The following is a 13487-nucleotide window of genomic DNA, read 5'->3' on the forward strand; positions in this document are numbered from 1 at the left end:
GTCAAGAAAAGAGAGTAGCCCTAGGCTTTCAAGGCGAGTGGCGGCATGAAGGCCTCCAGCTCGTCTTCCACCGCCTCGATTATTCGTTCGACATCGGTGGCGTTCATCACAGTGGCGCAGGGGATGCCGGCAATGGCGATCATGGTCTCGCCGCTGGCACGATCGAAGAGCCGGGCGATCATGCTGCCGGGTGCATCCATGCTGGCCTCGAAGCCCATGGGGTGAAAATGCCAGCGCATCAGCTGGCAGGCGTTGGGAAAGGTGACTTTGCTGGCGGAGACTCTATTCATGGATTGCCCACCTTGTTCATTGAGCGCTTCCTTGTGCTCGCGGTAGGTATGGAAGGACCGTCAATGGACCAACCTGTGGAGCTTTTAAAAATAGCACCGGGATATGACATTCAACGGCTTTTTTTCAGGCCGTTTGGCAATTGCCTTGCACTTTTTTGATGCAGGTCATTTCCGCTAGCGGTTTAGGCAAAACGCCAGTATCCAGGGGCCATGCATTGGCCATTGAAGCGCTGGACGAACTTCGGCAAGCTGCGCCTTTCCGTCCCCCGAGTACCTTAATGTCTGCCCTTGATGATGGCCCGGCGCAAACCCAGGCCACCGGCGAGACGGTGCTGCGCTATCACCTGTGCTGGAAGCACCGCGACCTCGATGGCGTCATGGCGCTGTATCACCCGGAAATCCAATACAACGACTTTTTCCAGAACCGCACCCTGGGCCTGGACGAGTTGCGCGAATACGTGCGCAACAGCATGCCGCGCGCGCCCGACGAGGCCCTGGAGCACAGTGACCGCATCCGCCTGGACGGCAATACCGCGTTCATTCAATACCAGGTGACCCTGCGCGGCGGGCAGGGCCTGGTGTCGTTTCGCGCCAGCGAGGCGATCACCGTGCGCGACGGCCTGATCTGGCGCGTCAACGAATACGCTTCCCTGGTGCGCGAGGCGGCGCTGAGCAAGGCCGGTGGCGGCGCGCGGCCGGCGGCCAGCCGCCTGGGCCTGTCGCCGCGCCAGCTGAGCTTCATGGCCGAGGACCTGCAGCAGTACTTCGAGCGCCAGCAGCCGTACCTCGACCCGGAGCTGGACCTGCAGCGGGTGGCGAAGGAGTGCGGCTACAGTCGCAACCAGATCTCCTACCTGCTCAACCAGGTGCTGGGGCAGAGTTTCTACCGCTACGTGAACCAGGCACGCCTGCAACATTTGCTGGCGGCGCTGGACCAGGCCGCGCCGCCGGTGCGTATCGATGAGTTGGCGTTCGCCGCCGGCTTCAATTCGCTGTCGGCGTTCTACAGCTGTTTCCGCCAGCACACCGGCCTGTCGCCCAAGGCTTATGCCAAGCAAATTTCTTTGCGTGCACGCGCGCAAGACAGCCCCTGAGCCCAGGCACTAGGATCGCCGCATTCGAAGTTCGGGTGGCGGAGTGCGTGTATGCCAGCGTGGCGCAACATCAGTTTATGGATGGATCAGCTCGACGAGCCGCTGCTGGCCCGGCCGTCGCTGGAGCAGGACCTGGATGTCGACGTGGCGATCATCGGCGCCGGTTATACCGGGCTGTGGACCGCCTATTACCTCAAGCGCCTGGCGCCGACCCTGAACATCGCCATCGTCGAGGCGCAGACCGCCGGCTTCGGTGCCTCCGGGCGCAACGGCGGCTGGCTGATGGGCAACCTGCTGGGGGAGGACCGGCTGCTGGCCGGGCTCAGCGCGCAGCAGCGCCGCGCCTCCTTCGACCTGCTGCACGGCATTCCCGATGAAGTGGCCAGCGTCCTCGAGCGTGAAGGCATCGACTGCGATTACCGCAAGGGCGGGGTGCTGTACTGCGCCGCGCGTTACCCCGAGCAGGAAGTCACTCAGCGCCGCTACCTGGACAAGCTCTACCGCCAGGGCCTCGACGAGCGCGACTACCGCTGGCTGAGCCCCGAGCAACTGGCCCGGCAGATCCGCGTGGCCAAGGCCTACGGCGGCATCTACGCGCCCCATTGCGCGACCATCCAGCCGGCCAAGCTGGTGCGTGGCCTGGCGCGCGCCGTGGAGCGCCTGGGCGTGCCCATCTACGAAAACAGCCCGGTCAGCCACTGGCAGTCCGGCAGCCTGCAAACCGCCACGGCCAGCGTGCGTTGCCGCTGGATAGTGCCGGCGGTGGAGGGCTATTCGGTAACCCTGCCGCCCCTGGGCCGTTACCAGCTGCCGGTGCAAAGCCTGCTGGTGGCCACCGAGCCCTTGCCAGCCGCGACCTGGGACGAGATCGGCCTGAGCCAGGGCCAGGCGTTCAGCGAAAGCAGCCGCCAGGTCACCTACGGCCAGCGCACCGCGGATAACCGCCTGGTGTTCGGCGCCCGCGGCGGCTACCAGTTCGCCGGCAAGCTGCGCCACGACTTCGACCTGACCCGCAGCGAAGTCGAGCTGCGGCGCTACCTGTTCAGCGAGCTTTTCCCGCAGCTGAAAAACGTGCGGATCACCCATTCCTGGGGCGGCAACCTGGGCATGTCGCGGCACTTCCGGCCGCACATGCTCTGCGACCGCCGGCACGGCATCGCCTTGTCCGGCGGCTACGGCGGCGAAGGCGTGGGCGCCAGCAACCTGGGCGGGCGGACCCTGGCCGAGCTGATTCTCGAGCGCGACAGCGAGCTGACCCGCCAGCCCTGGGTGATCCCCGAGGGCGGCCTCGACGCCTTGCGCGCCTGGGAGCCGGAGCCGTGCCGCTGGCTGGGCTACAACGCGATCATTCGCAGCTTCGTCCATGAAGACCAGACCCTGGCCAACCCGGCCACGCCGCCCTGGCGCCGCCGGCTGGTCAGCCGGGTGGCGGGTTTCATGGAAGGGTTGATGCACTGAGCCAGGTTTTTTACAGCGGTTTTTCCATCGACAGGTAACGCCATGAGCATCACTCAATTCAAGAACACCGCTCACGCCACCCTGGAGCAGTCGGCACCGGTGGCCGTGCCCCTGGGCAGCCCGGTCGCCGTGACTTCGGTGACCTGCGTCGAGCGCAACGACGGCGTCGAAACCGGCATCTGGGAGTGCACGCCCGGGCGCTGGCGGCGGCAGATCGTTGCGCAGGAGTTCTGCCATTTCATCCAGGGGCGTTGCACCTTCACTCCGGACAACGGCGAACCCCTGCTTATAGAAGCCGGCGATGCACTGATGTTGCCGGCCAACAGCACCGGGACCTGGGACATCCAGGAAACCGTGCGCAAGACCTATGTGTTGATTTTCTGATCCTTTGATTGCCTGCCAATAAAAACAACCCACACAGGAATCGCCCCATGATCCGTAAAAAACCGGCTTTATCGCTGTGCGTGCCGTTGCTGCTGGTGGCTTCCTTTAGCCAGGCGGCCGAGACCGTGAAGATCTACAACTGGTCGAGCTACATCGCCCCGGACACCCTGAAGAACTTCCAGAAGGAAACCGGCATCGGTTTCAGCTACGACGTCTACGACAGCAACGAAACCCTGGACGGCAAGCTGATGACCGGCCGCTCCGGTTATGACGTGGTGTTTCCCTCCAACCACTTCATGGCCCGGCAGATCGAGGGCGGGGCGCTGAAGAAACTCGACAAGAGCCAGTTGCCGAGCTGGAAGAACCTCAATCCGGTGCTGCTCGAGGCCTTGCAGACCAACGACCCGGGCAACGAGCACGGCTTCCCGTACCTCTGGGGCAGTACCGGGATCGGCTACAACGTCGCCAAGGTCAAGGCGGTGCTGGGGGACAACGCGCCGGTGGATTCCTGGGACCTGATCTTCAAGCCCGAATACATGCAGAAGCTGCAGAAGTGCGGGGTGGCGATCCTCGACAACGGCCCCGAGCTGCTGCCGGCGGCGCTGAATTACCTGGGCCTGCCGCACCACAGCAAGAACCCCGAGGACTACAAGAAGGCCGAAGCGTTGCTGCTGAAGATCCGGCCTTACGTCAGCTACTTCCATTCCTCCAAGTACACCGGCGACCTGGCCAATGGCGATATTTGCGTAGCGGTGGGCTTCTCCGGCGATGTGCTGCAAGCCGATAGCCGGGCCAAGGAAGCCAAGAACGGCGTGGAAATCGGTTATGCGATTCCCAAGGAAGGCGCGCCGATCTGGTTCGACATGGTGGCCATGCCCAACGACGCGCCGGACGAAAAGGCCGGGTACGCCTACATGAACTACCTGCTGCGCCCGGAGGTGATGGCCGAGATCACCAACCATGTGCACTACGCCAACGGCAACGAGCAGGCCGACAGCCTGGTCGACCCGGCCATCAAGAGCGACACCAAGGTCTACCCGAGCCCGGACATGATGGGCAAGCTGTTCGCTCTGGAAGCCATGCCGCTGAATATCGACCGGATCCGCACCCGGGTGTGGAACAAGATCCGTACCGGTAGCTGAGGCATCGGCAGCGCTCCCCGATCTGGCGACCGGGGAGCGCTGCCTTTATTGCGTTATCTTCAGTCCCATCGCCAGCACCATGCCCAGCAGCGCGGCGGCCAGCACCAGCGCCGCCGGGGCGGACCAACCGGCGTAGGCGACGACGGCACTCAGGGCGATGGGCGCGAGCACCTGGCCCAGGTAGTTGCCTTGCATCACCAGGCCCAGGCACAGCGGGACCAGTGCGGGCTGCGGCGAAGTCAGCGAGGTGCTGGCGAGGATAGTGGCGGGGAGCATGCCGGCCACCGCGCAAAAGAAGAAACACAAGGGGATCACCAGATCGGTCGGCGTGGCCGCGAGGAAGATGCCCATCCCGGAAAGCCCCATGACGATACTGGTGCCGGCAAGCAGGACTTGCGGGCGGACGCCGCGTGACAGCAGCAGGCCGGCGCCGATGTTGCCGATGATATTGACCGCCACCACCGCGGCGCTGACCAGCCCGGCGCTGGTGATCGACAGCCCGACGCGCTGCATGAGGAACACCGGCAGGAAGGCCATCACCGCGAAGAACTGCAGGTTGTAGGCGGTGAACATCAGCGCCATCAGCAGCGGCTGGCGGGCGCGCAGCACGCTGCTCAGGGAGTGGCGCAAGCCAGATTGCGGTTGGTGGCGCAGCGCCAGCGGGTCCCTCGGTGTGGTCAGCGGCAACAGCAGGGCCGCCAGCAAGGTAAGGGCCGCGCCCGCGATCCAGCCCTGTTGCCAGCCCCCCAGCAATGGCCCGATAAGCATCGAGGTGCCGATACCGAACGCCATGAAGGTGCTCCAGATGCCGAACACCAGATTGCGTTTGTGCGCCGGGACCAGGCGGTTGAGCACCGCCGGTGCCGCGACCACCACCATGACGAACCCCAGGCCTTCGACAAAACGCGTGGCCAGCAGCCCGTGGAAGTCATGCAGGCTGGCACCCAATGCGCTGGCGGCGCACATGATCAGCAGGCCGAGGGCCAGCAGATAACGGTCGCCCCAGCGCTGCACAAGGATGCCGGCGGCGATGCCGCCAAACACCCCGACCAAGGGGAAGGCCGACATGACCCAGCTCAGGGACTCCAGGGAGCGGCCGAACTCCTGTTGCAACTCGGGCAGGGCGATGGTGGCCTTGCCGATATGCAGCGCCGCGGCAATCCCGGCAAACAGCACATTGAACACCGCGGGCCAATACCTGGTATCGGCAACGGCGTAGCTGAAGGTGTCTGGCTTGGTTGAGGTCATGGGCTTCTCCAAAGGCAGGCGCGCGAGGATGGTCGGGGTGCGGCGCGCCACTGGGTCGGAGCTGACTGTAAAAGTTAAAGTTGACTTCAAGTCAATCGACAAAAACGGGATGTTGCGTTCTGTCCATGAAGTCATTCGGCGGCCGATCCCGCTGGGCGCAACGCCCGGGCGGAACGGTGCCAGAAGCGGGGCGGTGATAGTGCCGGCGCCCGGGCGGGCGCCGTGGGTGAGGCGTCAGGCTTCAGGTGAACTGGGTGTTTTCCGGCAGCAGGGCGCCACCATCGACGATCAGGGTCTGCCCGGTGATATAGCCGGCCTGTTCGGACGCGAGAAACAGCATGGCGTGGGCGATGTCCTGCGGGCTGCCCAGGCGCTTGAGCGGGATGCCCCTGGCCAGGGCCGCGCAATCGCCAAGGTTGGCCATGGCCTGGGTGGCGATCAGGCCGGGTTCGACGCCATTGACGGTGATCCGGTGTTCGGCCAGTTCCAGGGCCGCCGCGCGGATGAAGCCGTTGACCCCGGCCTTGGACGCGGCGTAGTGGGACAGCCCGGGAATCGCCGTGCGCGGCCCGGTCACCGAAGAGGTGATGACGATGCGCGGGTGTTCGGCCCGGCACAACGCCGGCAGCGCCGCCTGGGTCAGCCAGAAACAGCTCTTGAGGTTCACCGCCAGGGTCGATTCGAGGATTTCGTCCCTCAGGTCGCGCAGGTTCTCCATCGGAAACACCGCGGCGTTGTGCACCAGCAGGTCCAGCCCGCCAAAGGTCCTGAGGGTGGCGGCTACCGCCTGGTTGGCCGCGGCCCGGGTGCTCAGGTCCACGGTCAGCAGCTCGGCGCTGCCGCCGGCTTCGCGGATCAGGCGCAGGGTCTCGGTGCCCGAGGCTTCGCTGCGGGTGGCGAGCATTACCTTGGCGCCCTGGGCGGCGAAGACTTGCGCGATGGCGCGGCCAATGCCTTGGCCGGAGCCGGTGACCAGGGCGATACGGCCGGTGAGGTCGAGCATCATGGGTTTTCTCCTTGAGTGACGGTGCCCAGGCATTCGTCCAGCAGACGGTTGTGCAGGTCGACGTCGTCGCTGGTGGCCGCCGGGCACAGCAGCGCCATGTTGTGGAACGGGGTCAGCAACACCCCGCGGTTGAGCAGGTAGAGATGCAGGTAGGCCTCGATCAGGCCATGACGGGCATGGTGGGCTTCGCCGCCGTTGCGCGGCGCGTGGTCCATGAACAGGTATTCGACCCGGGCGCCGATCCGCGTTACGTGCCAGGGCAGGCGGTGCTTGGCGATCAGCGCCTGGACCCCGGCCCGCAGGCGCTCGGCCAGGGCGATCATGTGCGCGTAGTTGGCTTCGCTCATGACCTCGCTGAAGGTGGCGCGCATGGCCGCCATCTGCAGGGCGTTGCCGGCCAGGGTGCCGCCGAAGCCGAAGTGGTTGATCGCCTGCCCGGGCTGGAAGTGCGGCAGCACCTGCCAGATGCGCTCGGCCATGGCCTGGCTGGTCCCCCAGACAGCGGTGGGGATGCCGCCGGCGATGCATTTGCCGAGCACGAAGAAGTCCGGTTGCAGGCCGTGTTCGCCGCTGTAGCCGGCCGGGCCGCAGGAGATGGTGTGGGTTTCGTCGATGATCAGCGGCACATCGAAACGCCGGGTCAGCTCGCGCAAACCATCGTGGAAGCCGGGGGCAGGCGGGACCATGCCGACGTTGGTCATGAAGGGCTCGGTCAGCACCGCGGCCACATCGCCATGGGCCAGTGCCGCCTCCAGTGCCGGCAGGTCGTTGAACTCCACCAGCCGGGTGGTGGCGTCGTGCCGCAGGCCATTGGCGTGCACGCCTTCGCGGGGAATCATCTGGCCGTCGGCGTCGAACTCGACCTGGGACTCGTCGACGCTGCCGTGGTAGTTGCAGTTGAACACCAGCACTTTCTCCCGGCCGGTGATCATCCGGCACAGGCGCAGCACGAAACGGTTGGCGTCGGTGGCGGAGGTGGTGACCTGCCAGAACGGCAGGCCGAAGCGCCGTACCAGTTCCTCGCCGACCCACAGGCTGTCGGCGGTCGGCAGCATCAGGGTCGAGCCGTGCCGGGCCTGATGGGCGATGGCGTCGGCCACGGCGGGCTGGCCATGGCCGAACATGGCGCCGGTGTCGCCCAGGGCGAAGTCGACGTAGCGGTTGCCGTCGCAGTCGGTCAGCGTCGCGCCCTGGGCGTCGGCCACCAGGATCGGGTACAGCCCCGGCCATTGCTGCATCCAGTGCAGCGGCGCGCCGTACAGCCAGTGCTTGAGGTTTTCCCGGTAGAAGCCGGCGGAGCGCGGGTGGCGTTCGGCGAACAGTTGCAGCTCGGATTGGTAACGGCTGGCGACGCGGTCGAGATTGAGGCCGAGGGTCATGATTGGAGTCCTGTGGGATTTAGAGGAGGAAGGCGGGGCCTGGGTAGCCGCTGCCGAGCTATAGCGAGGCTGCGATCGACCGCGCAGCGGGCGCAATCCGGGCAACGCGTTCCGCCTGACGCACCGCAAGCGCAGGTTTCGCGGCAACTGCGTTGCCGATCGCAGCCTCGCTGTCGCTCGGCAGCGGCTACAGGCGGCTACAGGTCGGCATCAGGTGTAATCGGTGCGGTTCAGCACATGGGCGAGGGCGCCTACCGGGAAGTTGCTGGGGGTGGCGAAGTCGCTGCCCTGGTAACCGAAGATCTTGCCGTCGGTCCTGCCCGCTTGTAGGTCGATCAGCACCAGGCCCAGGGTCGGCACGATCTTTTCGCGCCAGACGAACAGGTACAGCTGTTCGGCGATCTTGTAGCAATGGCAGCGGTCGGTGTCCGCCAGGCCCTGTTCGACGCCCTTGAGGCACTGCCAGCTGTAGAAGTTGCGGTTCAGGTAGACGTGCTCGTAGGCCTCGGTGGCGCTGTAGATGTACTGGTTGCGCAAGCCGACCAGCTCTTCGGTCTGCGCGTGTTGCGCGTTGCTGGCGCTGTGCGGTGCGTCGATGCTGCCATGGATGAACTGCGCCTGGACGCTGGTCAGCTCGCGGCCGGACAGGGCGCGGCTGAACAGATCGACCCGGGTCTCGGCCTGGCTTGGCATCTGCCCGATCACCGCGGTGAAGAGGTTCCTACCCAGGTCGAGGATCAGGCTCACCGAGTGGACCTGGCCGTTCTCCGACTTGAGAAAGTCCACCAGGTAAATGCCGGAACGTATTGAAGTGGCTCGATAAACAGCCTCGCCGCGGGCGTCGCTTGCAGCGTCCCGCCAATGCAGCGTCTGTGAGCCGAACAGGTGTTCGATGCGCCAGCCGTTGGCGAAATGCAGGGTCAGGCTGCGGCCGTTGAGGTCATCCAGGCTGGGCAGGACATGGTTGTCGGCGGCAAAGCCTTCGGCCAGGGCGCCAACGGTAATCCATTCGGGTTGCAGGTTCATGAGGGCGGTTCTTGTCGATGAAGGAGAACCTCATGTTCAGCGTGCAAGCCCTTGTTGCCCATCAACCGAATGGTTGAGGCGCGACGGTTTTTTACAGGAACAGCGCGCTCACCAGCTCGGTGCGGTTGTTCACCCCGACCTTGCGGAACAGGTTGATCAGGTGGGTCTTGACCGTCGGCAGGCCCAGCGCCAGTTGCTGGGCGATGGTCTTGTTGCAGGCGCCGTCGCGCAGCAGCCAGGCGATCTGCCGCTCCCGGGGCGTGAGGGCCTCCAGGCGTTCGTCGTGGCGCGAATAGGGCGCCTGGGCGGCGATTTCCAGCAGGCCTTGCAGCACATGCAGGGTGCTCAGTTCGTCAGGTTGGAACGGGCCCAGGCTGGCGTCGCGCAGCAGGGACAGGCCGGCGATCGGGCTGCCGCTGGCATTGCGCGCGAGGATCTCCACCACATCCAGCACCCCATGGCGTTGCAGGAAGCCCTGGTAAACCTCGGTTTCATGCCGACCCTGCTGGGCCATGCCCATGTGCAGCGACAGCACCGGGCGGCCCGCCGCCACGCAGTTGCGCGGGCGCAGTGGGTCGTAGTGGCGGTAGCGTTGCAGGTAGGCCTCATGCATCTGCTGGCTCATGTGGTACAGCGAGAAATGCTCAGCCTGCAGCTGCGCGTCGATGCGGTAGAAGGCGCACAGGGTCGCTGGCACCACCCGGGTAAAGGCGCCGATGCAGCGCTGGCCGAGTTCATGGGCGTTGGGCAGGGGGCTGTTGAGGCTATGGGTACTGATCATCGAAGGGCTCCTGGCGAATACTGACGGCTTCGCGTCAATGGGCAGAAGAAGCGGGCAAGTCGCGATGCAGTATGGACATTGTCGGGATTGCCGTCCGCTCGATCCGGCCGGTTTTCCCGATTGCCGCAGGACAAAAAACCGCTGCCGGTTCACCCGCCCGGGAGGCAGGGAACGCGGCAGCGGCTATCAGGGCCTCAGCGGCGGGCCTGGGTGAAGCCCAGCTCCAGGGCCGCGACTATGGCGTCGATCTGCGGTGGCTGGATCACCAGCGGCGGCGACAGGATGATCTTGGTCCCCACCGGACGCACCATCACCCCATTGTCGCGAGCGATCTGCGCCACCTGGTTGGCATAACCGCCCATGGGGTCGATCGGCTCGCGGGTGCTCTTGTCGGCCACCAGGTCGAGGGCGATCATCAGGCCCTTGCCGCGCACTTCACCGACGCTGTCGAAGCGTTCGGCGAACGGCAGCAGCTTATTGAGCATGTAGTCGCCCATTTTCGCGGCGTTGGCCGGCAGGTCTTCCTTGACCACGATGTCGAGGCTGGCCAGGGCCGCCGCGCACGCCACCGGGTGCCCGGAGTAGGTGTAGCCGTGCATGATCGCGCCGGTGAAGTTGGCGTTCTTGCTGAACGCCGACTCGATCCGCTCGTTGACCACCGTGGCGCCCAGCGGGATGTAGCCGGAGGTGATGCCCTTGGCCAGGCACATGATGTCGGGTTTCACGCCCCACAGGCGGCTGCCGAACATCGAGCCGCTGCGGCCGAAACCAGTCACCACTTCGTCGGCGATCAGCAGCACGCCGTACTTGTCGCAGACCTCGCGGATCAGCGGCCAGTAGTTGGCCGGCGGCACTATCACGCCGCCGGCGCCCTGGATCGGCTCGGCGATAAAGGCCGCGACGGTGTCGGGGCTCTGGAACTGGATTTCCCGCTCGAGCAGGTCGGCGCAGATCTTGCCGAGTTCTTCCGGGTCCTGGCTGTAGGGGTTGCGGTACAGCCACGGGGTGTCGACGTGGAAGCAGCCGGGCAGCAGGGGCTCGTAGTTGCGCCGGAACACCGTGTTGCCGTTGACCGATGCGCCGCCGAAATGGGTGCCGTGGTAGCCCTGGCGCAACGAGATGAACTTGGTGCGATCGGCCTGGCCTTCGAGTTTCCAGTACTGGCGGGCCAGTTTCAGCGCGGTCTCGATGGCGTCCGAGCCGCCGGAGCTGAAGGCCACGCGACGCATGCCCTCGGGTTCCAGCAGGTTCATCACCACCCGCGACAGCTCTTCGGCGCGCGGATGGCTGACGCCGTCGAACAGCTGGAAGTATTCCAGTTCGTCCAGCTGGGCGGTGATCGCCGCCTTCACTTCCTTGCGGTTGTGGCCGACGTTGACGTTCCACAACCCGGCGACGCCATCCACCAGTTGGTGGCCCTGGTCGTCGTACACATAGCAGCCATCGCCGCGGACAATACGAATCGGCTCGCGTTGTTGCATTTCGTTGGGGTGCAGCATGGGATGCCAGAAGCGGCTTGGTTCGCTCACGTTGAGTCTCCTGAAAACGCACGGACAGCGTGGGACATAGTAGTGCGCCCTTTACCGGATGCGTGCTTGCCTCTGTGTGCCAGGTACTTGATCGCCACTGCCATCGATCCGCTGTCCCTGATTTCGCTATCCACCTGGAAAACCGTGTTGGCAGGATTTACGACCGCTGCGCGGCCGAGCGCAGGCTTCGCCAGCGGCTACAGGGTGCGCGGCGCTTGTGTAGCCGCTGCCGAGCCTGCGAACGGTTGCGGAGCAACCGTAAATCCTGAGTCCGCAATCTGTCTGGAAAAACGCGTTGGCAGGTTTGGCGACGGCTGCGCCGCCGATCGCAGGCTGCGCCAGCGGCTACAGGGTACGCGGCGCTTGTGTAGCCGCTGCCGAGCCTGCGAGGCTGCGATCGGTTGCGCAGCAACCGCAAACGCTGAGTCCGCGGTCTATCTGGATAGATACGCCAGTGGCGGCAAAAGCGTGTGTCGCGGTTTCCCTGGCAGCCAGTGGCAAGTTTCGCGGCAGCCAGGATCAAGACGCTGGCCGGCGTTGGTCTCAGAGTTCGATCCATGAGGCCAACTAACGAGGATTGCCCATGAGTATTGCCATCGACCCACGTGTCGCCGCCTTTATCGACAGCCAGCATGGCCTGTTGATCGACGGACGCAGCCAGCCGGCCTTGTCCGGCGCGCAGATGCCGGTGTTCAACCCGGCCACCGGCGAAGAGCTGACCCGCGTCGCCGCCGGCGCCGACGCCGATATCGACCTGGCCGTGGCCGCCGCGCGACGGGCCTTCGAGGGCCCATGGGCGGCGCAGCGCCCGGCGGATCGCGAGCGCCTGCTGCTGAAGCTGGCGGATCTGCTGGAAGCCCACGGCGAGGAGCTGGCGCAGCTGGAGACCCTCAACAACGGCCAGTCGATCCACCTGGCCCGAGCCCTGGAAGTTGGTGCCGCTGCCGAGTTCACCCGCTACATGGCGGGCTGGGCGACCAAGATCGAAGGCAAGAGCCTCGACCTGTCCATCGCCGCCGTCCCGGGCGCCCGCTACCGTGCCTACACGGTGCCGGAGCCGGTGGGTGTGGTCGGGGCCATCGTGCCGTGGAATTTCCCCTTGCTGATGGCCATCTGGAAAATCGTCCCGGCCCTGGCCTGCGGCTGCACCGTGGTACTCAAACCGGCCGACGAAACCCCGCTGACCGCCTTGCGCCTGGGCCAGTTGTGCCTGGACGCCGGGATCGCCCCGGGGGTGGTTAATGTGGTCACCGGCAGCGGCGCCCAGGCCGGCGCGGCCTTGTCCGCGCACAAGGGCATCGACAAGCTGGCGTTCACCGGTTCGACCCAGATCGGCAAGGTCATCGGCCATGCGGCGGTGGACAATATGACCCGGTTTTCCCTGGAGCTGGGCGGCAAGTCGCCGGTGATCGTGCTCGATGACTGCGACCCCCAGGCCGCGGCCGCCGGCGCCGCCGGGGCGATCTTCTTCAACCAGGGGCAGGTCTGCACCGCCGGTTCGCGCCTGTATATCCAGCGGGCGATCTTCGACCAGGTGCTGGAGCGCCTGGCGGCCATCGCCGGCTCCCTGAGCATCGGCCCCGGGCTGGACGAACAGGCGCAGATCAACCCGCTGATTTCCGCCAAGCAGCAGAAGCGCGTGCTGGACATGATCGGCCAGGGCGTGGCCGACGGCGCCCGGGTGCTGTGCGGCGGGGTCGCCTATGGCGAGCAGGGCTTCTATGTGCGGCCGACGGTACTGGCCGACGTGCACGCGGGCATGCAGGTGGTGCGCGAGGAAATCTTCGGCCCGGTGGTGGTGGCCACGCCTTTCGACGCTATCGACGAGGTGGTGGCGCTGGCCAACGACAATCAGTACGGGCTGGGGGCGAGCATCTGGTCCAACGACCTGGCCAAGGTCATGGACCTGATCCCGCGGATCAAGGCCGGCACGGTCTGGGTCAATACCCACAACATGCTCGACCCGTCGATGCCGTTTGGCGGCTACAAGCAATCGGGCATCGGTCGCGAAATGGGCCATGCGGCGATCGAGGCGTATACCGAGAACAAGTCGGTGTGCATCGCCTATTGACCTGTAGCTGACCTGTAGCCGCTGCCGCAGGCTGCGATCGCGCCCGCAGGGTGCGCAAGATCTCAAGATCGCCGAAGGC

Annotated in this window: 12 protein-coding genes; 5 read left to right on the forward strand and 7 right to left on the reverse strand. The window is 65.5% G+C overall.

Annotation, left to right across the window (positions count from 1 at the left end; translation table 11 throughout):
* Positions 1–20 precede the first annotated feature (20 nt).
* Positions 21–290, reverse strand: a complete 270-nt coding sequence (locus tag NRG23_RS01525) for a DUF1652 domain-containing protein (protein WP_007924808.1) — start codon at positions 288–290, stop codon at positions 21–23.
* A gap of 278 nt (positions 291–568) precedes the next feature.
* Here NRG23_RS01525 and NRG23_RS01530 point away from each other — a divergent pair, with 278 nt between their 5' ends.
* Genes NRG23_RS01530 through NRG23_RS01545 form a run of 4 tightly spaced genes read left to right on the forward strand, consistent with a single transcriptional unit; the run spans position 569 to position 4368 of the window.
* On the forward strand, positions 569–1384 hold the full coding sequence (locus tag NRG23_RS01530) for an AraC family transcriptional regulator (RefSeq protein ID WP_038632706.1): 816 nt from the start codon (positions 569–571) through the stop codon (positions 1382–1384).
* Between the two features lie 51 nt (positions 1385–1435).
* A complete protein-coding gene (locus NRG23_RS01535; protein WP_257373548.1) occupies positions 1436–2842 on the forward strand; it encodes an FAD-binding oxidoreductase in 1407 nt (468 codons plus the stop codon).
* Between the two features lie 42 nt (positions 2843–2884).
* Positions 2885–3226 carry a cupin domain-containing protein gene (locus NRG23_RS01540; RefSeq protein ID WP_009049235.1) on the forward strand — a complete coding sequence of 114 codons (342 nt, stop codon included), beginning with the start codon at positions 2885–2887 and terminating at the stop codon, positions 3224–3226.
* A gap of 47 nt (positions 3227–3273) precedes the next feature.
* The gene (locus NRG23_RS01545) at positions 3274–4368 is read left to right on the forward strand and encodes a polyamine ABC transporter substrate-binding protein (RefSeq protein WP_028682607.1); all 1095 of its coding nucleotides are present in this window, start codon (positions 3274–3276) and stop codon (positions 4366–4368) included.
* Between the two features lie 45 nt (positions 4369–4413).
* Here NRG23_RS01545 and NRG23_RS01550 read toward each other — a convergent pair whose 3' ends face one another.
* The 6 genes from NRG23_RS01550 to NRG23_RS01575 form a co-directional block, all read right to left on the reverse strand.
* Entirely contained in the window at positions 4414–5616 is a 1203-nt protein-coding gene (locus NRG23_RS01550; RefSeq protein ID WP_257373549.1) for a CynX/NimT family MFS transporter, read from the reverse strand.
* Between the two features lie 241 nt (positions 5617–5857).
* Positions 5858–6622 (reverse strand): SDR family oxidoreductase, encoded by a 765-nt coding sequence (locus tag NRG23_RS01555; protein ID WP_016703848.1) that lies wholly within the window; start codon positions 6620–6622, stop codon positions 5858–5860.
* Positions 6619–8001, reverse strand: a complete 1383-nt coding sequence (locus NRG23_RS01560; protein WP_257373550.1) for an aspartate aminotransferase family protein — start codon at positions 7999–8001, stop codon at positions 6619–6621. Before NRG23_RS01560 ends, NRG23_RS01555 begins: the two co-directional genes overlap by 4 nt.
* A 210-nt stretch (positions 8002–8211) precedes the next feature.
* Positions 8212–9027: a molybdenum cofactor biosynthesis F family protein gene (locus NRG23_RS01565; protein WP_257373551.1), complete on the reverse strand. Its 816-nt coding sequence runs from the start codon at positions 9025–9027 to the stop codon at positions 8212–8214.
* Positions 9028–9118: 91 nt separating this feature from the next.
* Complete coding sequence (locus tag NRG23_RS01570; RefSeq protein ID WP_016703851.1) at positions 9119–9808, reverse strand: LuxR C-terminal-related transcriptional regulator; 690 nt, start codon at positions 9806–9808, stop codon at positions 9119–9121.
* A 194-nt stretch (positions 9809–10002) separates the two neighbouring features.
* Complete coding sequence (locus tag NRG23_RS01575; protein ID WP_009049228.1) at positions 10003–11337, reverse strand: aspartate aminotransferase family protein; 1335 nt, start codon at positions 11335–11337, stop codon at positions 10003–10005.
* Positions 11338–11920: 583 nt separating this feature from the next.
* Here NRG23_RS01575 and NRG23_RS01580 point away from each other — a divergent pair.
* Positions 11921–13408, forward strand: coding sequence for an aldehyde dehydrogenase (locus NRG23_RS01580; protein WP_016703853.1), 1488 nt, complete (start codon positions 11921–11923; stop codon positions 13406–13408).
* The last annotated feature ends 79 nt before the right edge of the window (positions 13409–13487 follow it).

This window comes from Pseudomonas sp. T8 (assembly GCF_024610635.1).
GTDB classification, from domain to species: Bacteria; Pseudomonadota; Gammaproteobacteria; order Pseudomonadales; family Pseudomonadaceae; genus Aquipseudomonas; species Aquipseudomonas chlororaphis_I.

Coding starts and splice junctions, on each gene's coding strand:
- NRG23_RS01525 (WP_007924808.1), bottom strand. CDS start 290: ATGAATAGAGTCTCCGCCAGCAAAGTCACCTTTCCCAACGCCTGCCAG.
- NRG23_RS01530 (WP_038632706.1), top strand. CDS start 569: ATGTCTGCCCTTGATGATGGCCCGGCGCAAACCCAGGCCACCGGCGAG.
- NRG23_RS01535 (WP_257373548.1), top strand. CDS start 1,436: ATGCCAGCGTGGCGCAACATCAGTTTATGGATGGATCAGCTCGACGAG.
- NRG23_RS01540 (WP_009049235.1), top strand. CDS start 2,885: ATGAGCATCACTCAATTCAAGAACACCGCTCACGCCACCCTGGAGCAG.
- NRG23_RS01545 (WP_028682607.1), top strand. CDS start 3,274: ATGATCCGTAAAAAACCGGCTTTATCGCTGTGCGTGCCGTTGCTGCTG.
- NRG23_RS01550 (WP_257373549.1), bottom strand. CDS start 5,616: ATGACCTCAACCAAGCCAGACACCTTCAGCTACGCCGTTGCCGATACC.
- NRG23_RS01555 (WP_016703848.1), bottom strand. CDS start 6,622: ATGATGCTCGACCTCACCGGCCGTATCGCCCTGGTCACCGGCTCCGGC.
- NRG23_RS01560 (WP_257373550.1), bottom strand. CDS start 8,001: ATGACCCTCGGCCTCAATCTCGACCGCGTCGCCAGCCGTTACCAATCC.
- NRG23_RS01565 (WP_257373551.1), bottom strand. CDS start 9,027: ATGAACCTGCAACCCGAATGGATTACCGTTGGCGCCCTGGCCGAAGGC.
- NRG23_RS01570 (WP_016703851.1), bottom strand. CDS start 9,808: ATGATCAGTACCCATAGCCTCAACAGCCCCCTGCCCAACGCCCATGAA.
- NRG23_RS01580 (WP_016703853.1), top strand. CDS start 11,921: ATGAGTATTGCCATCGACCCACGTGTCGCCGCCTTTATCGACAGCCAG.